General features: G+C 62.5%; 17 protein-coding genes and 1 pseudogene. 9 read left to right on the top strand and 9 right to left on the bottom strand.

The features are described from left to right. The 5 genes from EJ079_RS26105 to EJ079_RS26085 all read right to left on the bottom strand — a co-directional run bounded on the left by EJ079_RS26105 (position 1) and on the right by EJ079_RS26085 (position 4150). On the bottom strand, positions 1 to 792 hold the full coding sequence (locus tag EJ079_RS26105) for a molybdopterin-binding protein (RefSeq protein WP_127810556.1): 792 nt from the start codon (positions 790 to 792) through the stop codon (positions 1 to 3). Between the two features lies 1 nt (position 793). Further along, entirely contained in the window at positions 794 to 1675 is an 882-nt protein-coding gene (locus EJ079_RS26100) for a cytochrome b/b6 domain-containing protein (protein ID WP_127810555.1), read from the bottom strand. A gap of 97 nt (positions 1676 to 1772) precedes the next feature. Further along, positions 1773 to 2450 carry a DUF1345 domain-containing protein gene (locus EJ079_RS26095; protein WP_127810554.1) on the bottom strand — a complete coding sequence of 226 codons (678 nt, stop codon included), beginning with the start codon at positions 2448 to 2450 and terminating at the stop codon, positions 1773 to 1775. 31 nt (positions 2451 to 2481) lie between these two features. After that, complete coding sequence (locus EJ079_RS26090) at positions 2482 to 2952, bottom strand: YaiI/YqxD family protein (protein ID WP_127270240.1); 471 nt, start codon at positions 2950 to 2952, stop codon at positions 2482 to 2484. Between the two features lie 70 nt (positions 2953 to 3022). Next, a complete protein-coding gene (locus tag EJ079_RS26085) occupies positions 3023 to 4150 on the bottom strand; it encodes an S-(hydroxymethyl)glutathione dehydrogenase/class III alcohol dehydrogenase (RefSeq protein WP_127810553.1) in 1128 nt (375 codons plus the stop codon). A gap of 198 nt (positions 4151 to 4348) precedes the next feature. On the opposite strand from EJ079_RS26085, the gene EJ079_RS26080 reads away from it, so the two are divergent. The 3 genes from EJ079_RS26080 to EJ079_RS26070 all read left to right on the top strand — a co-directional run bounded on the left by EJ079_RS26080 (position 4349) and on the right by EJ079_RS26070 (position 10868). Further along, positions 4349 to 6361 (top strand): acetyl/propionyl/methylcrotonyl-CoA carboxylase subunit alpha, encoded by a 2013-nt coding sequence (locus EJ079_RS26080; RefSeq protein WP_127810552.1) that lies wholly within the window; start codon positions 4349 to 4351, stop codon positions 6359 to 6361. 108 nt (positions 6362 to 6469) lie between these two features. Then, positions 6470 to 9997 carry a DNA polymerase III subunit alpha gene (gene dnaE, locus EJ079_RS26075; protein ID WP_127810551.1) on the top strand — a complete coding sequence of 1176 codons (3528 nt, stop codon included), beginning with the start codon at positions 6470 to 6472 and terminating at the stop codon, positions 9995 to 9997. Positions 9998 to 10064: 67 nt separating this feature from the next. Continuing rightward, positions 10065 to 10868 (top strand): potassium channel family protein, encoded by an 804-nt coding sequence (locus EJ079_RS26070; RefSeq protein ID WP_127270750.1) that lies wholly within the window; start codon positions 10065 to 10067, stop codon positions 10866 to 10868. 10 nt (positions 10869 to 10878) lie between these two features. Here EJ079_RS26070 and EJ079_RS26065 read toward each other — a convergent pair whose 3' ends face one another. After that, the gene (locus tag EJ079_RS26065) at positions 10879 to 11760 is read right to left on the bottom strand and encodes a DMT family transporter (RefSeq protein WP_127269138.1); all 882 of its coding nucleotides are present in this window, start codon (positions 11758 to 11760) and stop codon (positions 10879 to 10881) included. Between the two features lie 197 nt (positions 11761 to 11957). On the opposite strand from EJ079_RS26065, the gene EJ079_RS26060 reads away from it, so the two are divergent. Further along, on the top strand, positions 11958 to 12464 hold the full coding sequence (locus tag EJ079_RS26060; protein ID WP_127396906.1) for a hypothetical protein: 507 nt from the start codon (positions 11958 to 11960) through the stop codon (positions 12462 to 12464). Here EJ079_RS26060 and EJ079_RS26055 read toward each other — a convergent pair. Beyond that, positions 12461 to 13789, bottom strand: a complete 1329-nt coding sequence (locus EJ079_RS26055) for a DNA polymerase IV (protein ID WP_127396905.1) — start codon at positions 13787 to 13789, stop codon at positions 12461 to 12463. The genes EJ079_RS26060 and EJ079_RS26055 overlap by 4 nt on opposite strands. Before the next feature lie 65 nt (positions 13790 to 13854). Here EJ079_RS26055 and EJ079_RS26050 point away from each other — a divergent pair. Continuing rightward, a pseudogene (locus EJ079_RS26050) lies at positions 13855 to 14429 on the top strand (GNAT family N-acetyltransferase). 171 nt (positions 14430 to 14600) lie between these two features. Then, positions 14601 to 16124: a hypothetical protein gene (locus EJ079_RS26045; protein ID WP_127810550.1), complete on the top strand. Its 1524-nt coding sequence runs from the start codon at positions 14601 to 14603 to the stop codon at positions 16122 to 16124. Between the two features lie 16 nt (positions 16125 to 16140). On the opposite strand, the gene EJ079_RS26040 is transcribed toward EJ079_RS26045, so the two are convergent. After that, positions 16141 to 16794 (bottom strand): hypothetical protein, encoded by a 654-nt coding sequence (locus EJ079_RS26040; protein WP_127398788.1) that lies wholly within the window; start codon positions 16792 to 16794, stop codon positions 16141 to 16143. Next, on the bottom strand, positions 16791 to 17090 hold the full coding sequence (locus tag EJ079_RS26035) for a DUF3572 domain-containing protein (protein WP_024503583.1): 300 nt from the start codon (positions 17088 to 17090) through the stop codon (positions 16791 to 16793). Before EJ079_RS26035 ends, EJ079_RS26040 begins: the two co-directional genes overlap by 4 nt. Positions 17091 to 17336: 246 nt before the next feature. On the opposite strand from EJ079_RS26035, the gene EJ079_RS26030 reads away from it, so the two are divergent. From EJ079_RS26030 to EJ079_RS26015, 3 genes are all read left to right on the top strand, one after another. After that, entirely contained in the window at positions 17337 to 17708 is a 372-nt protein-coding gene (locus tag EJ079_RS26030) for a response regulator (protein WP_013531932.1), read from the top strand. Between the two features lie 33 nt (positions 17709 to 17741). Further along, positions 17742 to 19115 (top strand): PleD family two-component system response regulator, encoded by a 1374-nt coding sequence (locus EJ079_RS26025; protein WP_023810534.1) that lies wholly within the window; start codon positions 17742 to 17744, stop codon positions 19113 to 19115. Positions 19116 to 19608: 493 nt separating this feature from the next. After that, on the top strand, positions 19609 to 21081 hold the full coding sequence (locus EJ079_RS26015) for an FAD-dependent monooxygenase (RefSeq protein WP_127810549.1): 1473 nt from the start codon (positions 19609 to 19611) through the stop codon (positions 21079 to 21081). Positions 21082 to 21096: the final 15 nt, after the last annotated feature.

Below are 21096 nucleotides of genomic sequence, written 5' to 3'. Positions count from 1 at the left end.
TCAGATCCCGCCGTACCAGTCGTAGCCATTGTCTTCCCAATAGCCGCCGCGACCGCCGCCGACAGTGGCGAAGCCGTCGACCAGCTCGATCTTGTAGAGATATTTCGGCATCTTGTAGCCGAGTTGGCGCTCGACGCGAACCCGCAGCGGAGCGCCGTTCTCGACCGGCAGCGGCTTGCCGTTCAGGCCATAGGCGAGGATCGTCTGTGGGTGGCGGGCATCGACCAGGTCGATGCTGCCGTAATATTTGATGTCGCCCGACAGGCTGCGGTCGATCGTGTCGAGGCAATGGAACATGACGTAACGCGCCTGCGGTTTGACCATCGCCTGGTCCAGCACCAGCGACAGCGGCGTGCCGGTCCATTTGGCGATGCAGCTCCAGCCTTCGACGCAGTCATGGCGGGTGATCTGGGTGCGGCTCGGCATATTCTGGAGTTGCTCGCGGCTGAGCGACAGCGGCTTCTCGACAAGGCCTGAAACCTCCAGTCGCCAGTCGGCAAAGTTGTTGGCGAGCAAGCCCTTGTAGACATCGTCATCGGGAGCGGTGACACCATTCGGCCGCTGCGGCTGGCGGATGTCGGCCTCGGTGAATTCCGGGGCGAGCGCGTCACTTCCGGCAAGCAGCCGCTGTGCGCGGTAGGTCAGGCCATTGGCGTTTTCGAGGAAACTGCGCAGGCCGCTGCCAACACCTAGCTGACTGTCGAAGGCGTCGCAGCCCGACAGCATGATGCCGGAGGCACCAAGGCTGGCACCGGTCAGGAATTTGCGGCGGCTGATCTCAAACTTCGCCATGTCAGGCACTCCTCTCGACGTTTTTGTCGTCCTGTGCGGGAGGATCGGTGCGATACCAGCCGGTGATGATCGAACGCAGTTCGTTGATCGGGCCGGCGGCCAGGATCATCAGGATATGGACGACGAAGAAGGCGACCAATAGCACCATGACGGTGAAATGGATGGTGCGTGCCGTCTGCCGGCCACCGAGCAGATCGTTGAGGAACGGCAGCACCGAATTCATGCTCGGCGACATGGCCAGACCGGTGATGATCATCAGCGGCAACAGCACGAACAGCACCCCGCCATAGGCCATCTTCTGCAGCGTGTTGTATTCGCGCGTGTGGTGGAATTTGAGCTTGGCGTGGTCGACGATGTCTTGCGGCAATCGCTTCAAATCGTCGAGGCGTGGCGCGAGATCGCGCCGCAGATGGCCGTTCACGGTGCTGGCGACAAACCAGACGATCAACGTCGTGGCCAGTATCCAGGCAAAGAAGAAATGGATGACGCGCGCGGTGCCGAGATCATAGTAGGACGGGATGGTCGCCCAGGAGGGAAAGGCGCGGGACGTCTCCTGGCCGGCCGGACCCGACCAGCCGAGCACGCCAGTGGTGTCGAAGCGATGCCCGAAGATTTCCGTGTAGCCGCGCGGACCCGCATCGGAATTCTCGGCGCCGATGGCGAAGATGGTGTTGTTGTATTCGAAGCCCGATTCTTTGCCGATATAGAGCTGCGGACGGGCATTGAAGATCTGCAGGCCTGACAGCAGCATGAAGAACAACGAGATAGCCCAGAGCCAATGCGTCAGCCGTGTCCAGCGCGACTGCCGGTAGATCAGCGTTTTGTCGTTCGACGCCGAAGCGCCTGGATCGGCGGCGGATTGGCTTCTGGCAACGGATTCCATCGTGTTTCGTCTCCCGGCCTCGCGGCATGGCCTGCGCGTTCATTGTCCTCCTGATACGTCGCGATCCAAACCGATGTTTCATCTGATCACGGATTTATTACGGACCGCCCAGGCTGACGGCGAGATTGACGGCGGCGGCGACGATGACCGTGTTGAAGAAAAACGACAGGATCGAATGGACAAGCACGACACGACGCATATGCGTGGTCGAGATGTTGGTATCGGCGGTCTGTGCCGTCATGCCGATCACCGTCGAGAAGTACAGGAAATCCCAGCCCTCCGGCCGTTTGCCACCCGGGAACAGCAGTCCGCCGACAGGGATTTTCTTCCTGGTCTCGGCATCCACAGCATCGCCGTCCATCCAGTAGACATGAGCATAATGGAGCGCTGCCATGGCATGAATGGTGAACCAGCCGAGCGGGATCGACAGCAGCGCGAAGGTGAGCTCGACGGGATGGCTTCTGTCCTTCTGATTGATCAGTAGGAACAATGAGATAACGGCAACGCCGACGACGACAAGCGTCACAGCGAAGATGACCAGCACCGGCTGGTCCGTGGCACGCGCATTCCTGCTCAGATACCTGCCGGTGAACTTCGGCATCTGGGCGACGACGAGAATGACATAAGCGGCAAAGAACGCGTTGGCGCCGATCGAATAGGCGAGCGGGGCGTGCAGCAGCAACGCCACGAGAAGCGCAAAAACGCCAACGCAGGCCGACACAGCGAACAACATGTGGCGCTGAATGGGAGACTTCACCGGGGTTTCGGCAGCCATGTCGGTTCCAACCTGGGATGGCGCTCGGTTTCTAGTCTGGTGTGGCGGATTTGAGCGCCCGCCGCAAGATGCGGTCGAGTTCGCCGAGAAATCGCGACCGGTCTTGCGGCGCGAAGCTGGCATTGTAGCCCTTGCTCTCGCCGGTCTCGCGCAGATGCTGCTTCAGGTCACGCATCGCTACCGCCATGCCGATCGTTTCCGGCGTGAAGGGGCGCCCCGTTGGCCCAAGCACATGCGCGCCGAGTGCCACCGCGCGGGCGGCCAGCGGAATGTCGGCGGTGATCACAATGTCGTTGGTGCGTGCATTGTCCACGATCCAGTCGTCGGCGGCATCGGCACCTTTGGAAACCACCACATTGCGGATCATCGGATCGCGCGATGGCCGCAGGCCGCCATTGGAGACGTAGGTGACAACGACGCCATGCCGGTCGGCCACTTTTTCGACCTCGGCCTTGACCGGGCAGGCGTCTGCATCGACGAGAATGGCGGGGAGTTCGCTCATGTTTCTTTTCTCCTCCCACTTGTGAACCACAGAGGTCGCGGGCCGATTGGGCGGCGGCCTGGTATCTTCCTCAGTAAACCACGACGCTTCTGATCGATTTGCCCTCATGCATGAGATCGAAACCCTTGTTGATGTCCTCGAGCTTCAGCGTGTGAGTGATCATCGGGTCGATCTGGATCTTGCCGTCCATGTACCAGTCGACGATCTTGGGCACGTCGGTGCGGCCGCGCGCGCCACCGAAGGCGGTTCCCATCCAGGTGCGGCCGGTGACCAGCTGGAACGGCCGCGTCGAGATCTCCTGGCCGGCACCGGCGACGCCGATGACGACCGACTTGCCCCAGCCGCGATGCGAGGCTTCCAGCGCCTGGCGCATCACCTTGGTGCTGCCGGTGCAGTCGAATGTGTAGTCGGCGCCGCCGATCTGGTCGGCGCCGCGCTTGGTCATGTTGATGAGGTGGGGCACGACATCGCCGTCGATCTCCTTCGGATTGACGAAATGCGTCATGCCGAACCGCTCGCCCCACTCCTTCTTGTCGTTGTTCAAATCGACGCCGATGATCATGTCGGCGCCGGCAAGTTTCAGGCCTTGGATCACGTTGAGGCCGATTCCGCCGAGGCCGAAGACGACGGCGGTGGCGCCGATCTCGACCTTGGCGGTGTTGATCACAGCACCGATGCCGGTGGTGACGCCGCAGCCGATGTAGCAGATCTTGTCGAAGGGCGCGTCGGGGTTGACCTTGGCCAGCGCGATCTCGGGCAGCACGGTGAAGTTGGAGAAGGTCGAGCAGCCCATATAGTGAAAGATCTTGTCCTTGCCGATCGAGAAGCGCGATGAACCATCGGGCATCAGGCCCTGGCCCTGGGTGGCGCGGATGGCCGTGCACAGATTGGTTTTTCGCGACAGGCAGGAATGGCACTGGCGGCATTCGGGCGTGTAGAGCGGGATGACGTGATCGCCCTTCTTGAGCGAGGTGACGCCTTTGCCGATATCGACGACCACGCCGGCGCCCTCGTGGCCGAGGATGGCCGGAAACAGACCTTCCGGATCGGCGCCCGACAGCGTGAATTCGTCGGTGTGGCAGATGCCTGTCGCCTTGATCTCGACCAGAACCTCGCCCTCACGTGGGCCGTCGAGGTCGACCTCCATGATCTCCAGCGGCTTTCCGGCGGCGACAGCGACAGCGGCGCGGGTTTTCATCAGGCGTCCTCCAATGCGATTTTTTTCCAAGGTTTCAGGTTTTGCCGACACGATCAACTGGCAGCTCGCTCCCCGACTGGGCCACGGCGATGAACTGGAATCGCAAGTCGATTGAAAGGCAGTGAATTGCATGGTCGGCTTGACCCTGCAAGCACAGGCCATAAAAGGAACGGCCGACCCGAGGGGATGACATTTCGCATGTTCACCAAGATCCTGATCGCCAATCGCGGCGAAATTGCCTGCCGCGTGATCAAAACGGCGCGCAAGATGGGCATCGCCACGGTTGCCGTCTATTCCGATGCCGATCGCGATGCCGTGCATGTCGAGATGGCCGACGAGGCGGTGCATATCGGGCCTTCGCCAGCCGCGCTGAGCTATCTCGTCCCGGAAAAGATCATCGCCGCCTGCAAGGAAACGGGGGCCCAGGCCGTGCATCCCGGCTACGGATTCCTGTCAGAGCGGGCGGCCTTCTGCGAAGCGCTGGAAGCGGAAGGCATCATTTTCATCGGCCCGAAGCCCAAGGCCATCAAGGCGATGGGCGACAAGATCGAATCGAAGAAGTTCGCCAACGCCGCCAAGGTTTCCACCGTGCCCGGCTGGCTCGGCGTCATCGAGAATGCCGACCATGCCGAAAAGATTGCCGGCGAAATCGGCTATCCCGTGATGATCAAGGCTTCGGCCGGCGGCGGCGGCAAGGGCATGCGCATCGCCTGGAGCGAGGCCGAAGTGCGCAACGGCTTCGACCGCGCGCGCTCGGAAGCCAAGAGTTCGTTCGGCGACGATCGTCTCTTCATCGAGAAATTCGTTGTCGATCCGCGCCACATCGAAATCCAGGTGCTGGCCGACGCGCATGGCAACGCGCTCTATCTCGGCGAGCGCGAATGCTCGATCCAGCGACGCAACCAGAAGGTCGCCGAAGAGGCGCCATCGCCATTCCTGGACGCCGCGACACGCAAGGCCATGGGCGAGCAGTCGGTGGCGCTGGCCAGGGCCGTCGATTACCAGAGCGCCGGCACGGTCGAATTCATCGTCGACAAGGACAAGAACTTCTATTTCCTTGAAATGAATACACGATTGCAGGTCGAGCATCCGGTGACGGAGCTCGTCACCGGCATCGATCTGGTCGAGCAGATGATCCGCATCGCCGCCGGCGCCAAGCTTGCCATCAAGCAAAGCGACGTCAAGCTGAACGGCTGGGCGGTGGAAAGCCGGCTCTATGCCGAAGATCCCAACCGCAACTTCCTGCCGTCGATCGGCCGGCTGACACGCTACCGGCCGCCTGAGGAAGGACAATTCGGCGATGTCGTCATCCGCAACGACACAGGCGTCACCGAAGGCTCCGAAATCTCGATGTTCTACGATCCGATGCTCGCCAAGCTGTGCACCTGGGCGCCGACGCGTCTGGAGGCCATCGATGCCATGTCGGAAGCGCTCGACAGCTTCGTCGTCGACGGTATCGAGCACAACATTCCGTTCCTGGCTGCCTTGATGCAGCATCCGCGTTGGCGGGAAGGGCGGATATCGACCGCTTTCATATCGGAGGAATATCCCGACGGCTTCGCGCCGGTCTTGCCGAACGACGACGAGAAGGCGGTGCTGGCGTCGATCGCGACCGCAGTGGAACTGCTGCGCCGTGATCGGCTTGACCGGCTGGGCGGGCGCCTGGCGCCGCATTCGGGAGCGCTGAAGCGCGACTGGGTCGTGAAGATCGATGATGACTATCTGTCGGCGTCGATCATCGAGGGCATGATTTCCATTCCGATGGAAGTCGATCTGTCGATCGAGGGCGGCAGGGCATTGACCGTTGCATCAGACTGGCGGCCGGGCGATCTGGTCTGGCGCGGCACGGTCGGCAAGCGCAAGGTTACGGCTCAGGTCAGGCCGGTTGCCAACGGCTTTCGCATAGCCTGGAAAGGCATGTCGGTGACCGCGCGCGCCATGCTGCCGCGCACCGCCGAGCTGGAAAGGCTGATGCCCGAAAAGGTGGCGCCGGACACGTCGAACCTGCTGCTTTGCCCGATGCCTGGCCTTGTCGTATCGATTGCCGTCGCCGAAGGCCAGGAGGTCAAGGCCGGCGAGACCTTGGCGGTGGTCGAAGCGATGAAGATGGAAAACGTGCTGCGTGCCGAACGTGACCTTGTCGTCTCCAAGCTCAACGCCAAACCGGGTGACAGCCTGGCTGTCGACGCGGTGATCATGGAGTTTGCGTAAGGCCTGACCGGGCAGGCGGCCTGTGATCAGCAGTGGTTTGTGCTGGACTGGCATCGCGCGGTCCCGGACAATACATCTCCATCGACTCAAGGACCTTCACACAGCACCATGGCCGACGAAAAACTTCCCCGCGATCCCCTGAAGCGCGAAGCAGCGATTGCTGCGGCGCGGCCGGAGGCCCCGGCGCGGCCCTTCGTCCATTTGCGCGTGCATTCGGCCTATTCCCTGCTGGAAGGCGCCTTGCAGATCGGCAAGGTGGTCGCTCATGCGGTCAAGGACGAAGCCCCGGCCATCGCCGTCACCGACACCAACAACCTGTTCGGCGCCCTGGAATTCGCGCAGAAGGCGGTGAAGGACGGCATCCAGCCGATTATCGGCTGTCAGACGGCGCTCGCCTTTTCCGGCGAAAACAGCGATGGCCAGCGCGACCGCCGGCGGCAAGGTCCCGATATGCGGCCGGTCGTCCTGCTTGCCGCGACCGAGGCCGGCTATTCCAACCTGGTCAGGCTGGTCAGCCGCGTCTACCTCGAAACGCCGCCGGGCGAAGCCGTGCACCTGACCACGGAAATGATGGAAGGCTTTTGTGACGGGTTGATCTGCCTCAGCGGTGGGCCGCGCGGACCGATCGGCACCGCCATCAAGGAAGATCGCCGCGATCTGGCCGAGGCACGGCTTTTGACCCTGAAGGCAATGTTCGGCGATCGCCTCTATGTCGAACTGGACCGGGTTTCCGGTTATGATCGCGTAATCGAGAAATCCTCGATCGATCTGGCCTATGCGCATGAATTGCCCCTGGTCGCCACCAACGAGGCGTTCTTTTCCTCTCGCGACGACTATGACGCACATGACGCGCTGATCGCCATCGCCGAAGGATCGGTCGTGGCCGCCGATAATCGTCGCCGGCTGTCGCCGGACAATTTCCTGCGCAGCCAGGCCGATATGGCCAGGCTCTTTGCCGATCTGCCAGAGGCGATCGACAACACTGTCGAGATCGCGCTGCGCTGCTCCTATTATCCCAAAAACCGCAATCCGATCCTGCCGCGCTTCACCGGCGGCGATGTCGCCGACAATGACGTCGCGGTGCAGGCGGAAGCCGACGAACTGGCCCGCCAGGCGCATGAGGGGCTCGACGCGCGCCTCGCCATGCATGGCCCGACATCAGGCTATACGGTCGAGCAATACCGCGAGCGGTTGAATTTCGAGCTTGGCATCATCACCAAGATGAAGTTTCCCGGCTACTTCCTGATCGTTGCCGACTTCATCAAATGGGCCAAGGCGCAAGGCATCCCGGTCGGGCCTGGCCGCGGTTCGGGCGCAGGCTCGCTGGTCGCCTATTCGACGACCATCACCGATATCGATCCGTTGCGCTTCTCGCTTCTGTTCGAGCGCTTCCTCAATCCCGACCGCGTGTCGATGCCCGACTTCGACATCGACTTCTGCCAGGATCGGCGTGAAGAGGTCATCCGCTACGTCCAGCAGAAATACGGCCGCGACCAGGTCGGCCAGATCATCACCTTTGGTACGTTGCAGGCCCGCGCCGTGCTTCGCGACGTCGGCCGCGTGCTGCAGATGCCGTATGGCCAGGTCGACAAGCTCTCCAAGATGGTGCCGCAGAACCCGGCCAATCCGGTCAAGCTCGCCGACGCCATCGCCAACGAGCCGCGTTTTGCCGAAGAGGCCGAGAGGGAGCCGATCGTCCAGACGCTGCTCGACATGGCGCAGAAGCTGGAGGGCCTTTACCGCCACGCCTCGACGCACGCCGCCGGCATCGTCATCGGCGACCGGCCGCTGTCGGAACTGGTGCCGATGTACCGCGATCCGCGCTCGGACATGCCCGTCACCCAGTTCAACATGAAATATGTTGAGCAGGCCGGGCTGGTGAAGTTCGACTTCCTCGGCCTGAAGACGCTGACCGTGCTGGAGACGGCGGTCAAGCTGATCCGCCGGCGCGGCATCGAGATCGACCTGGCAACGATCCCGCTCGACGATCCCGAGACCTACGCCATGCTGTCGCGCGGCGAAGTGGTCGGCGTGTTCCAGGTGGAAAGCGCCGGCATGCGCAAGGCGCTGATCGGCATGCGGCCCGACTGCATCGAGGACATCATCGCGCTGGTCGCGCTCTACCGCCCCGGTCCGATGGAGAACATTCCGACCTACAACGCCAGAAAGCATGGCGAGGAGGAGATGGCGTCGATCCATCCCAAGATCGACCATCTGGTGAAGGAGACGCAAGGCGTCATCGTCTACCAGGAACAGGTGATGCAGATCGCGCAGGAGCTGTCCGGCTACTCGCTCGGCGAAGCCGATCTGCTGCGCCGCGCCATGGGCAAGAAGATCCGCGCCGAGATGGACAAGCAGCGTGAGCGCTTCGTCTCCGGCGCGGTCGAGCGTGGCGTCGGCAAGCCGCAAGCCGATTTCATTTTCGACCTGCTGGCCAAGTTCGCCGACTATGGTTTCAACAAATCGCACGCCGCCGCCTATGCGGTGGTTTCGTACCAGACCGCCTATCTCAAGGCGCATTATCCGGTCGAGTTCCTGGCAGCGTCGATGACGCTCGACATGGGCAACACCGACAAGCTGGCCGATTTCCGCCAGGACGCGCTGCGCCTTGGCATCGAGGTTCTGGCGCCTTCGGTGATGTCGAGCTTTCGCCCCTTCGAGGTCGGTGAGAACCGCATCTACTATTCGCTGGCAGCGCTCAAGGGCGTCGGCGATGCGGCGGTCGAGCACATCGTTGCCCAGCGTGGCGAAAAGCCGTTCAAGAACCTCGCCGATTTCTGCGAGCGGGTCGATCCCAAGATCGTCGGCAAGCGCGTCTTCGAAAGCCTGATCATGGCCGGCGCGCTCGATTGCTTCGGCCATGACCGCGCATCGATGATGTCGGGCGTGGAACGCATGATGGGACTGGCGTCGCTGGCGCAGCAGAACGCGGTTTCCGGCCAGCACGACATCTTCGGCGCTTCGCTCGGCGCTCAGTCGCAGGCACTCAATCTGCCGGCGACAGAGCCATGGCTCGCCGCCGACCGGCTGCACCGTGAATTCCAGGTGGTCGGCTTCTATCTCTCGGCGCACCCGCTCGACGAGTACAAGGCAGCCCTGCAGAAGATGCGGGTTCAGACCTGGGCCGAGTTTTCGGCGGCCGTCAAACGCGGTGCCGCCGCCGGCCGTCTGGCCGGCACGGTGACGTCCAAGCAGGAGCGCAAGACGCGCACCGGCAACAAGATGGGCGTTATCGCCTTTTCCGACACATCCGGCCAGTACGAAGCCGTGCTGTTTTCCGAAGGACTGGCGCAATATCGAGATCTGCTCGAGGCCGGCCGCTCCGTGGTCATCACCGTTGCCGCCGAGGACAGGCCGGAAGGCGTCAATCTGCGCATCAACTCAGTGCAGTCGCTGGAGGACGAGGCAAGCCGTATCCAGAAGGCACTTCGCATCTTCGTGCGCAACGCCTCGCCGATCAACACGCTGGCCGGCCAACTGACCGTCAGGGGCGAAGGCCAGGTCAGCTTCGTGCTGATCAAGGAAGAGGGCGAGGGGGAAATCGAAATCGAGTTGCCGAACCGCTACCGGATTTCGCCACGGATCGCTTCGGCGATGCGCGCGGTGCCGGGTGTGGTCGAAGTGGAGCTGGTGTGACCCCCGCTCTTTCTCGCGCGCGGCGGTCAGCCGGGCGGTCGCTGCCGCGAACGCCAGCGCAGTCAGTATGAAGCCGGCGCAGAGGAACGGGTCGCAGGCGGTTTCAGCCTTGGCGCGGCTGCGTGACAGGCTGCGCAGGCTCTATCATGGGCGCACGCCGGCCGCTTTCCGGTTCCAACTGGTGGCCGTCGTCATCGACCTCGCCATCATCGCCTTCTTCATCGCGACGCCGGTTCTTCAGGACAAGCCGTCCTTCCTCTGGCTCGACTATTCGGCGGCCGCGCTTGTCGCCGCGGATCTGGTCGCCCGGCTGCTTGCCTCCAAAAACATGCTGCGGCTGATGAAGCAGCCGACGTCGTGGGTCGATGTCTTCATCCTTTTGACGCTGCTGATGCCGACGGCGTTCGCCAATCTCGCCTTCCTGCGCATCCTGCGGCTGTGGTCGCTGTCGCGCAGCGGTTCGCTCTGGCGGCATCTGGAGATGCGCGGCCTGAGGCCGTGGCGCGAGGCCAGCCACGCGGTCATCAACCTTTTGACCTTCCTGTTCGTCATCACCGGCTTCGTCTACACGTTCTTCTTCCGCACTGGCGCCGGTCTGGAAAACTATGTCGACGCGCTTTATTTCACCGTCGCCACGGTGACGACGACCGGCTTCGGCGACATCGTGCTGCCGGGCATAGCCGGCAAGCTGACCGCAATCGTCACCATGATCATCGGCATATCGCTGTTTGTCAGACTGGCTCAGGCGATCTTCCGGCCAGCCAAGGTTTTGTTTCCCTGTCCGCAGTGCGGCTTGCGGCGGCACGAGCCGGACGCCGTGCATTGCAAAGCCTGCGGTCATCTTCTCAACATACCCGACGAAGGGAACTGACGGCCGGGTACTACGACGCCGCCACTTCGGCCGGCTTTATAGCCCTGCGCTGAAGATTGAGCAGATTGCCCATCAGGATCAGCAGCGCGCCGCCGGCGGTGAAGGCATCGATCTGCTCGCTATAGAGCAGCCAGCCAATCAGCGCCGATAGCGGCACGCGCAGAAAATCCATCGGCGAGACGATGGTCGCATCGGCATAGCCAAGCGCGCGGGCCATACAGAAATGCGACGACATGCCGGTGAAAGCGATCAGCACGATCCACGGCCATAGCTCCAGTGGCGGATTGCGCCACGTATAGAGCGCCGGGATGAGACCGACCATCGACTGGATAATCAGCATCCAGCAGATGATGCGCACGACGCTGTCAGTCCGGGTCAGCGATTTGATCGTGACCACCGAGATGCCGAAGCAGGCCGCGGCACCCAGCACGACGAGATGTCCAGGGTCGACCGAGCCGACACCGGGGCGCACGATGATCACCACGCCGATCAGCCCCAGCCCGATCGCTGCCAGCTTGGGCCGGTTCAGCCTTTCACCCAGAAAAATCACCGCCAGGATAGCTGTCCAGATCGGCGTGGTGAATTCGATCGAGATCAGCACCGCCAGCGGGATCAAAGTGAGGGCGTAGAGCCAGGCCGCCTGGCCCGTGTAATGGATGACGTTGCGGGCGATATGGGCAATGGGGCGCTGCGTGCGCATGGCTCGAAAACCGCCACTCATCATCACCAGCGGCAGAAGAATGAAGAAGCCGATCACAGAGCGCAACTCAAGCACCTGGAAGACGTTGAGCTCCGCTGTCGTGGCTCGGCCGGCGACCGTCATCCCAAGGAAGGAAGCGATCGACAGTGCCATCCAGAACGCGGCCTTGGGGATCGAGGGGGTGGGTGCCATTCGCGCTGTGTCGCAGGCGAGGGCTTCTGCCGCAATCGCTACACAAGGCATTCTTCTGGGCCAGTCGCGACTGGCTGGATGTTGTAAAACAGTCGTGTGGCGGGCGGAACCTGAAACGGCAAGTGGCGTTGAGTTCCGGTGGTCAGCCGTGCTCGCGGACCGTCCCGCCTTTTTCAAGATCGACAAGGAGAGCTTCAATGAGATCCTTCGCGCAATTCGCGCTTGCCGGCGGCTTATTGGTTGCGGCAGGCGCGGCACATGCCGACGAGGCCCAATTTCTCCAGGCGTTCAAGGGCAATTTCGCCGGCAAGGGTATCGTCAAGGTCACCACCGATGCGCCGACCGTGAACGTGTCCTGCACGTTCAGCTCGAACGCGACATCGACCTCCCTGTCGCTCGACGGCAATTGCCGGGGACTTGTCGTGGTCACGCGCGCCATCAGCGCGGACCTGAAGGCCAGCGGTGCCAAATACAGCGGCACCTATGTCGGCTCTCGCACGGGACCGGCGCAGCTTAACGGCAGCCGTTCGGGCAACGCGATCAACCTGGGCATTCGCTGGGCCAAGGAGGTCAATGGCGACCGAAGGGCGCAGATGAAGGTCGAGAAACGCGGCGAGAAGGGCATGCGGCTGACCGTCATCGACACCGACCCGAAAACCGGCAAGAGCGTGGTGACGAGCAGGATTGATCTGCAGCGCACCTAATCCTCGAGCGGCTCCGGCGGATGGGTGTGGCGGCCCTTGCCGAATGTGTAGCCGGTTTCCACCGCCTTGCGGCCGAACTTGTCGCGCAGGGCGTCGATGGCGCCTTCGGCCATGGCGCGCTTGCGCGATTGGATGTCGACCAGATCGGGCGGGTCGGCCTTGTCGTCGTCCGAGAGGTCGCTGACGCCGATGCCAAGCAGCCGATACTTCGTGCCGTCGGTTTCCTTGCGCAGAAGCTCCACCCCGGTCTGAAAGATGCGGTCGGCGAGCCGGGTCGGATCGCCGAGCTGGCGATTGCGCGTGCGCAGCTTGAAATCCTGGGTCTTCAGCTTCAAGACCACGGTGCGCCCGGCAATGCCTGACTTTTTCAGCCGTGCCGAGACCTTTTCCGAAAGGCCCCTGAGAACCGCGACCAGTTCCTCCAGCGACGCGATATCGGTGTCGAAGGTGGTTTCGGCCGATACGCTCTTGGCATCCTGGTCGGGATCGACGCGGCGGACGTCCTCGCCGCGCGAAAGGTGGTAGAGCCGGTCGCCCATCGTGCCGTAGCGGCGCATCAGGTCGCCGCGATCCATCTGCTGCAACTGGCCGATGGTGCGGATGCCGTCACGCTCCAGCGTGGCGTTGAATGCCTTTCCGACACCCCAGATCATGGTCACCGGCTGCGCCGAGAGGAAGCCGACTGCCTCGGCCTCGCCGATGACCGAGAAACCGCGCGGCTTGCGAAAGTCAGACGCAATCTTGGCGAGGAACTTGCAATAGGACAGGCCGGCCGAAACGGTGATGCCGATCTCCTTCTCGACGGCCTGCGCGAAGCGCGCCAGCACCACAGCGGGCGGCAGGCCGTGCAGCCGTTCGGTGCCGGCGAGGTCGAGAAACGCCTCGTCGATCGACAGCGGCTCGACCAGCGGTGTCAGCGCTTGCATCATGGCGCGCACTTCGCGGCCGACGCGCACGTATTTTTCCATGTTGGGGCTGATGACCACCGCCTCCGGGCAGGCTTCGAGCGCCTTGAACATCGGCATGGCCGAGCGCACGCCTTGGATGCGGGCGATATAGCATGCGGTGGAGACGACGCCGCGCTTGCCGCCGCCGATGATCAGCGGCTTGTCCTTGAGCGCCGGATTGTCGCGCTTTTCGATCGCCGCATAGAAGGCGTCGCAATCGATATGGGCCAGATGCAGCCGGTAAAGCTCTGGATGACGCACAAGCCGAGGACTACCGCAGCGCTCGCAGCGGCGCGCCTGGCTGCGCTGAAACGTCAGGCAGTCGCGGCAAAAGCCGTGATCGGGATTGTTGACAGGGGCCGCCATCGCTGCGAACATAAAGAGAACAGAAGCAATGGTACGACAGTGCAAGGCCAGCGACAAGGCTGGCCCGGGGAGAACGCATGAGCACGACCATAGCGCCGCTTGCACCCGAGCTTTGGGCTGAATTCGAGGACCTCTTCGGCAAGCAAGGCGCCTGCTACGGCTGCTGGTGCACGCATTTCCGGCTGGCGCCGGCGATGCGCCGCGAGAGCAGCCGGGAACGCAACAAGGACCACATCAAGGCGCGTATCGAGGCCGGCCCGCCGCCCGGACTGCTGGCATTCGAGGATGGCCAGGCGGTCGGCTGGATGCAGATGGGACCGCGCGCCGACGTACCCGAATGGAACAATCAGGGCAGGGCTCGGCACCGGTCGATCCTGCCGACGCCGCGGATCCGGGCGTCTGGGCGATCTCCTGCTTCTTCATCCGCGCCAAGGCGCGCGGCAGGGGCATCACGCATCGCCTCGTCGAAGGCGGCATCGATTTCGCCCGCCAGAATGGAGCCCGGCTGCTCGAGGCGTGCCCGATGGACCTGTCTCGCGATTCGCGCTCGATCGGCCTGTTCGTCGGCTCGTCGCGGATCTTCGAGAAGGCGGGTTTCGAGCGGCTGGTGGAACGCAAGGCCGGCCGCCCGCTGATGCGGCTGGTGCTTTGATGAGGTCCGCTCGTGGCTTGTTGATCTCACCTTGCGGTTGCAGCAGTAATTTCATACCAGACGGACGTACCTTCTAAAGCGCATGCGCTTTGGGGTTTTGTTTATGCATGTCGTTCTCCCAAACCAGGACCCACTTTGGGCGACATGCATTAGGTCAAACGGAGAATTCGCGTGAACCGTGCCCTGCCATTCGTTTTCCTCCTTGCGTTGAGCGCGCCTGCGTTCGGTCAGACCGTCGACAGTCAGGGTGCGAAGCAATTGTCCGACGACTTGTCCCGCTATGTCGGCAAGCAGGCCATCGACAAAGGCATTTTGAAGGTTTCGCTTGAAGGTGGCGCCTACAGGATCCTGTTCGATTTCAAGGCACTTGCCGCATCGTTTCTGGACCAGAAACTGCTGAAGTTCGACTTCGCGCCCTATGCCCTGATGGTCAAGCCGCGCAGCGACGGGTCCTGGGATGTCTCCATGGATTTCTCCCAAACCGCCTCCTTCGAGTTCAATGGACCCGAGGGGCTGCAAAGCACTCAGTTTTCGATCAAGGACGGCAAGGGTTCGGGCGTCTACGATCCAAATCTGGCGGCCTTTACCAGCGGCACCAGCTCGATGGCCGGCGTGACGATGGCATCGAAGGATGCCAAGCAGCGCATGGAAGCCAGCACGGGCGCCGGCGTCGCGACCGTTGCCGCGACCAAGTCGGCGGCCGGGGGCGTCGATTTCACAACCTCGCAAAAGGTGTCGAGCTTTGTCGAAGCGATCAATTTCGACGATCCGGAGAGCGGGTTGAAATTCCCGGTCAGCGTCAGGTCGCCGGAACTGTCGGTCGAAGCCAGCGGCAAGGGCGTGCGGACCAAGCCATTGCTCGATCTCCTGGCATTTGCGGTGGCCAACGAGGACGAGGCGACGCTGAAGGCCAACCAGGCGCAGCTCAAATCGCTTCTGCTCGCCGCCTTGCCGCTTTGGCAGCGTATCGACGGGACCTACGGTTTCAAGGATTTTGCGGTGGAAAGCCCGGTCGGCAATTTCGGCGCCACCCAGCTCAGCACCGTGTTCGGCACCGATGGCGTGGCCCAGAACGGGACGATCACGTACGGCATCAAGGCATCGGGGCTGAGCGTGCCGACCCAGCTTCTGCCGAGCTGGAGCGTGGGGTTGTTACCCACCGATGTCGATTTGAACTTTGGCGGCGCCAATATCGATCTCGACAGCATGGCGAAGAAGGCGATCGAAGCCTTTGATCTCAATAAGAATCCGCCTCTGTCGGCCGAATTCGGCGAGCAGCTTAAAGTCGACTTCTTGGCCAAGATGCCGAAGGTCGTGCTTGGCCACAGCACCGTGAAGAACAAGGACACGGAGATCGCGCTGGAAGGCGAGATGACATTCCCAGGCGAAAAGCCCGAAGGAAGCGTAACCGTCGATGTCGCCGGCTTCGACAAGCTTGTCGAAGGCCTGCAGGAAGCGGCAAAGTCGGAACCGGAGGTTGGCCAATACGTGCCAGTCGCTCTCATGGCGAAGGGCTTTGGCAAGACGCTGCCCGATGGCCGGCTGGAATGGATCGTCAATGCCAAGGCCGATGGCTCGGTCACCGTCAATGGCGTCATGCTGAAGCCCGCCGATCCGGCCGTGGACGACAGCATGGATGATGGTGACGGCGCCGATGACAGCGGAGACGACAGCGGCGGCGCAGGTGCGAACTGAACCCTGAAGCTGGAGTTCAGAGCCCCAGCGCGCTTGCGATCTTGGGCGCTGCCTCGTGCCAGTCCTGGACGACGACCACATCGTCCGTCACCGGCGGCAGGAATGCGCGCAGCGAATTGTCGGCCATCAGGTGGAACAGTTCGGCGTCGGCGACCGATTCCCGTACCGACGCCAGATTGTGCGGCTGATCGTCGACGAAGACCACCGGTCGGCCGACCTTGCCGCGAAGCTTGGCCACTGCCGGTCCTTTGGCCATTTCAGTGGTCAGAAGCGGGTAGCTCAGCCCAAGCGCGTCGAGATGGACGCGACGCACGGCACGGTGTTTGTGCGGCATGGCCGTCAGCAAGATGATTTCCGCGCGATCGCCAAGCCCTGCCAGGGCTTCTGACGCGCCGTCAGTAATGTTTTGCCAATCGGCTTGCGCGTCAAAGAAATCGGCCAGCAGTGCCGTGACTTCGGGCTGTTCGATCAGGCGGCCGCTGGCGGTCTCTGCGATGTTGCCGGTCAGCCGGAACGAGGCCAGCGTCAGGCCATAGCCGCGCGCCTTGAGGAAATTCGGAAACGGTCGGATGAATTCGAGCACGACATCGTCGACATCGAGGACAAGCAAGGGTCGGTCGTCGGCTGCCAGTTCTTCGATCTGGCGCGCGGTTTCCGGATCATCGCTCATATGGAATGCTCGTGGTTGTCGTCGCCCAGCGGCAGCGACCGCAAGGCTTTGCCGACAGCCGCCGGCGGGGTGCCGGTTTCCTCGGCAAAGCGCATCAGAGTCGGCTCGTGGGCGAGGATGAACTGCAGGACACCGGCCAGAAAACCCGGCTCGCTGGCGGCTTTGCGGATCGAATGGACCTCTATGCCGGTGATTGCCAGAAAGCGCGGCAGAAGCTCCGGATCGGAGGCGACGAAGCCCAGGGCCTTCACGGCAATCGATTCCGCTTCTTCGCGCATTGACGCTGCGTTTGCCATCACTACCTTCGGTGTGTGGAATGAGTCTCTCCCGCAGTAATGGCAAGAGTTGCTTGCGGCAAGCCATTAGAGCGTGGCGCGCCCTTTGGACGCGCAGGGGACGAGGTGGAATTCGCGCTGTTTTCCAGCCGCGGATTTCCGTTTCGTCAATCATATTGCCGTAAAGTGAAGCAGGGTTTGATGCGTTCAGACATGGGCGCATGACGGTTGCCTTCGAAGCGGAAGGGCAGCCGGGACGGGAAATCGATGCCGAAGAAGGTTATGATCGTCGAAGACAATGAGCTCAATATGAAGCTCTTTCGGGACCTCATCGAGGCAAGCGGTTACGAGACCGTGCGCACCCGAAACGGTCTGGAAGCGCTCGATTTGGCGCGCCAGCACCGGCCGGATCTGATCCTGATGGATATCCAATTGCCTGAAGTGTCGGGGCTTGAAGTGACCAAATGGCTGAAGGAAGACGACGAACTGCACGTCATCCCGGTCATTGCGGTGACCGCCTTCGCCATGAAGGGCGACGAGGAACGTATCCGCCAGGGTGGCTGCGAGGCTTATATTTCTAAGCCGATCTCGGTGCCGCGTTTCATCGAAACCATCAAATCCTATCTGGGCGATGCGTGATGTGCCCCTTCAGCCGAGCCGGAGCCTTGTGAAATGACTGCGCGGATCCTCGTCGTCGACGATATCCCTGCCAATGTGCGGCTGCTGGAAGTGCGGCTGCTGGCCGAATATTTCGAAGTGCTGACCGCCACCAACGGGCCGGATGCGATCGAGACCTGTGAGAACGGCAAGGTCGATGTCGTGCTGCTCGACGTGATGATGCCGGACATGGACGGCTTCGAGGTCTGTCGGCGGCTGAAGAGCGATCCGGCGACATCGCACATTCCGGTGGTGATGATCACCGCGCTCGATCAGGTCTCCGACCGCGTCCGCGGGCTCGAGGCCGGTGCCGACGACTTCCTGACCAAGCCGGTCAACGACCTGCAGCTTATGACGCGCGTCAAGAGCCTGGTTCGCCTGAAGTCGCTCACCGACGAGTTGCGGCTGCGCGCCTCGACGACGCGCAACATCGGCATCGAGGAGTTGCTCAGCCGCAATTTCGCATCCGAGGACACGACGCCCAAGGTGCTTTTGATCGACGAACGCAAATCATCCGTCGAGCGCATCCAGAAGATGCTGCGCGACCGGGCCGATCTCGACGTCACACATGATCCGCATGCCGGTTTCTTCCAGGCCGCCGAGACGTCCTATGAATGCGTGATGATCTCGACCGCGTTCGCCGATTTCGATCCGCTGAGGCTCTGTTCGCAGTTGCGCTCGCTCGATCGCACCCGTTTCGTGCCGATCATCCTGTTGGCGGAGGAGGGCGAGGAGGAACGCATCATCCGCGGCCTCGAACTCGGCATCAATGATTATCTGATGCGGCCGATCGACCAGCAGGAATTGACGGCGCGGCTGCGCACCCAGGTGCGCCGCAAGCGTTACAACGACCAGCTGCGCGCCAGCGTCACCCAAACCATCGAAATGGCGGTGACCGATGGACTGACCGGGCTGCACAACCGCCGCTATCTAGACAGCCACCTGCAGACGCTGTTCGATCGCGCCGTGGCGCGGCGCCGGCCGCTGTCGGTGATGATCACCGACCTCGACCGCTTCAAGGCGATCAACGACGCGCACGGTCATGACGGCGGCGACGAGGTTCTGCGGGAATTCGCACGACGGCTGCGCAAGAATGTCAGGGGTATCGACCTTGCCTGCCGTTTTGGCGGGGAGGAGTTCGTCGTGGTGATGCCGGACACCGAGGGCGCGGTGGCCGAGAAGGTAGCCGAGCGCATTCGCGCCGAAATCGCCCAGGCGGCTTTCGCCATCGGGCAGGACGGCAAGGCGATCGAAGTCACGGTCAGCGTCGGCGTGTCGTCGGTGCTGAAGGGCGTGGACACGGTGGCGGCGCTGATGAAGCGTGCCGATCTCGCGCTCTACGAAGCCAAAAGCGGCGGCCGAAATCGCGTCGTCGCCAAGGCGGCGTAGCGATCCAGCCCCGATTATCCTGTCAACCCGACAGGGTTACCCGTTTACCTTAATCCAAGCGATTCGCGAGCCTTGGTTAAGAAACTGTTGATTTTCATAAACTCTTGCGCAACTGTGCAGGCCAAGACGAAGCCGGCACGAGGATAGAAAACCGGCTCCGATCCTGGGAATACCCCATGATGCTCAGGTCCGCCGCATCTCCTGGGTCCGTGGGGTCGGCCGGCCGGCGCTGGCACATAGTGGCCTCCTCGTACCGCTGCCAAACGCCGACCGGCCCCCTTCTCTCCAAAAGAACATCAGAACTCCGTGCTAAAGCACGGAAGAATCTGCGTTCTAGCCGTTCCAACACAGGTTCGCTTTGAGAGCAGCCAACGATGAGGGGAAGAGCACCCTTCCATTTCATAGATATGGCGCACAAGGGGCTTGCGGCAAGACCCGGCTCCTCCCGTAAAACCGCGACCCAAGCCAGGTGCGGAAAACGGGAGTTATGATAATGATTTCAGATCATGCGGTTGTGATCGCCGGGGGTGGTCCGACGGGATTGATGCTGGCAGGCGAACTGGCGCTGGCAGGCGTGGACGTTGCCATTTTCGAAAGGCGACCGGATCAGAAATTGGCAGGATTGCGCGCAGGCGGCCTGCATGCGCGCACTCTTGAGGTGCTCGACCAGCGCGGAATTGTGGATCGGTTTCTTTCACAGGGACAGATATCGCCGTCCGTGGGCTTCCACATGATCCGGTTAGGCATCAGCGATTTTCCCACGCGCCACAATTATCTGCTGGCGCTGCGGCAAAACCACATCGAGCGCATCCTGGCCGACTGGGTCGGCGAGTTGAAGGTACCGATCTATCGCGGACACGAGGTTACGAGGTTTACCCAGGACGACAGCGGCGTCGACGTCGAACTGTCCACCGGTCACCGCCTGAGGGCCGCATATCTGGTCGGCTGTGACGGAGGCCGCAGCACCATTCGCAAGGCGACCGGTATCGAGTTCGCCGGATGGGATCCGACGATGAGCTGGATGATTGCCGAGGTCGAAATGTCGGAAGAACCGGCATGGGGCTTCCGCAGCAACGCCTCCGGAATTCATGCCCTGGGTAAGATCGAGGGCGGCAAGAAGGTTGGCGTCGTGCTGACGGAGCCCCGCCTGAAGGCGCGCGGCGAACCGACCCTGCGCGAGCTCAGCGAGGCGCTGACTGCCGTCTACGGCACCGACTTCGGGGTCCACAGCCCGACCTGGCTCTCCCGCTTCACCGACATGACGCGCCAGGCCACCGCATATCGCGGCAGGCGCGTGCTGCTGGCGGGTGATGCCGCGCACATCCATCCGCCGATCGGCGGACAGGGCCTCAACATCGGCGTGCAGGATGCGGTGAACCTTGGATGGAAGCTGGCCCAAATCATCAAGGGGACATCGCCGCAAAGCCTGCTCGAAAGCTATCACGCCGAGCGCCATCCGGTCGCCGCCCGCGTGTTGCGCAACACGATGGCGCAGGTTGCGCTTCGCCGCACGGATGACCGCAGCAAGGCCTTGGCCGACACCGTTGCCGAGTTGCTCGGCATGGATGAACCCCGCAAGAAAATCGCCGCGGAGATGTCTGGTTTGGGTGTTCATTACGACCTTGGCGAGGGGCATCCACTGCTTGGGCGGCGAATGCCAGATCTCGATCTGACCACCGCCGGCGGACGGTTGCGGGTCTTCACCTTGCTGCACGACGCGCGGCCCGTGCTGCTCAACCTCGGTGAGCCCGGCAGGCTGGACATCGCGTCCTGGGCTGATCGGGTCCGGCAGATCGACGCCGGTTACGCCGGTATCTGGGACCTCCCGGCTCTCGGGACGGTCGTTTCGCCCGACGCGGTCTTGATCCGGCCCGATGGTTATGTGGCTTGGGCCGGGGCGGGAACCCAACAGGGCCTGGTGGACGCGCTGACCACCTGGTTCGGGCCGCCTGCCACCGCAGGTTAGCAGACACGATCGAAG

This window comes from Mesorhizobium sp. M7A.F.Ce.TU.012.03.2.1, assembly GCF_004006095.1.
GTDB lineage: Bacteria > Pseudomonadota > Alphaproteobacteria > Rhizobiales > Rhizobiaceae > Mesorhizobium.
This window is presented reverse-complemented; position numbering and strand designations above follow the sequence as displayed.

Excerpts from the sequence above, each read along its gene's own strand:
- EJ079_RS26105 (WP_127810556.1), bottom strand. The coding sequence starts at position 792 with ATGGCGAAGTTTGAGATCAGCCGCCGCAAATTCCTGACCGGTGCCAGC.
- EJ079_RS26100 (WP_127810555.1), bottom strand. The coding sequence starts at position 1,675 with ATGGAATCCGTTGCCAGAAGCCAATCCGCCGCCGATCCAGGCGCTTCG.
- EJ079_RS26095 (WP_127810554.1), bottom strand. The coding sequence starts at position 2,450 with ATGGCTGCCGAAACCCCGGTGAAGTCTCCCATTCAGCGCCACATGTTG.
- EJ079_RS26090 (WP_127270240.1), bottom strand. The coding sequence starts at position 2,952 with ATGAGCGAACTCCCCGCCATTCTCGTCGATGCAGACGCCTGCCCGGTC.
- EJ079_RS26085 (WP_127810553.1), bottom strand. The coding sequence starts at position 4,150 with ATGAAAACCCGCGCCGCTGTCGCTGTCGCCGCCGGAAAGCCGCTGGAG.
- EJ079_RS26080 (WP_127810552.1), top strand. The coding sequence starts at position 4,349 with ATGTTCACCAAGATCCTGATCGCCAATCGCGGCGAAATTGCCTGCCGC.
- dnaE (WP_127810551.1), top strand. The coding sequence starts at position 6,470 with ATGGCCGACGAAAAACTTCCCCGCGATCCCCTGAAGCGCGAAGCAGCG.
- EJ079_RS26070 (WP_127270750.1), top strand. The coding sequence starts at position 10,065 with ATGAAGCCGGCGCAGAGGAACGGGTCGCAGGCGGTTTCAGCCTTGGCG.
- EJ079_RS26065 (WP_127269138.1), bottom strand. The coding sequence starts at position 11,760 with ATGGCACCCACCCCCTCGATCCCCAAGGCCGCGTTCTGGATGGCACTG.
- EJ079_RS26060 (WP_127396906.1), top strand. The coding sequence starts at position 11,958 with ATGAGATCCTTCGCGCAATTCGCGCTTGCCGGCGGCTTATTGGTTGCG.
- EJ079_RS26055 (WP_127396905.1), bottom strand. The coding sequence starts at position 13,789 with ATGTTCGCAGCGATGGCGGCCCCTGTCAACAATCCCGATCACGGCTTT.
- EJ079_RS26040 (WP_127398788.1), bottom strand. The coding sequence starts at position 16,794 with ATGAGCGATGATCCGGAAACCGCGCGCCAGATCGAAGAACTGGCAGCC.
- EJ079_RS26035 (WP_024503583.1), bottom strand. The coding sequence starts at position 17,090 with ATGGCAAACGCAGCGTCAATGCGCGAAGAAGCGGAATCGATTGCCGTG.
- EJ079_RS26030 (WP_013531932.1), top strand. The coding sequence starts at position 17,337 with ATGCCGAAGAAGGTTATGATCGTCGAAGACAATGAGCTCAATATGAAG.
- EJ079_RS26025 (WP_023810534.1), top strand. The coding sequence starts at position 17,742 with ATGACTGCGCGGATCCTCGTCGTCGACGATATCCCTGCCAATGTGCGG.
- EJ079_RS26015 (WP_127810549.1), top strand. The coding sequence starts at position 19,609 with ATGATTTCAGATCATGCGGTTGTGATCGCCGGGGGTGGTCCGACGGGA.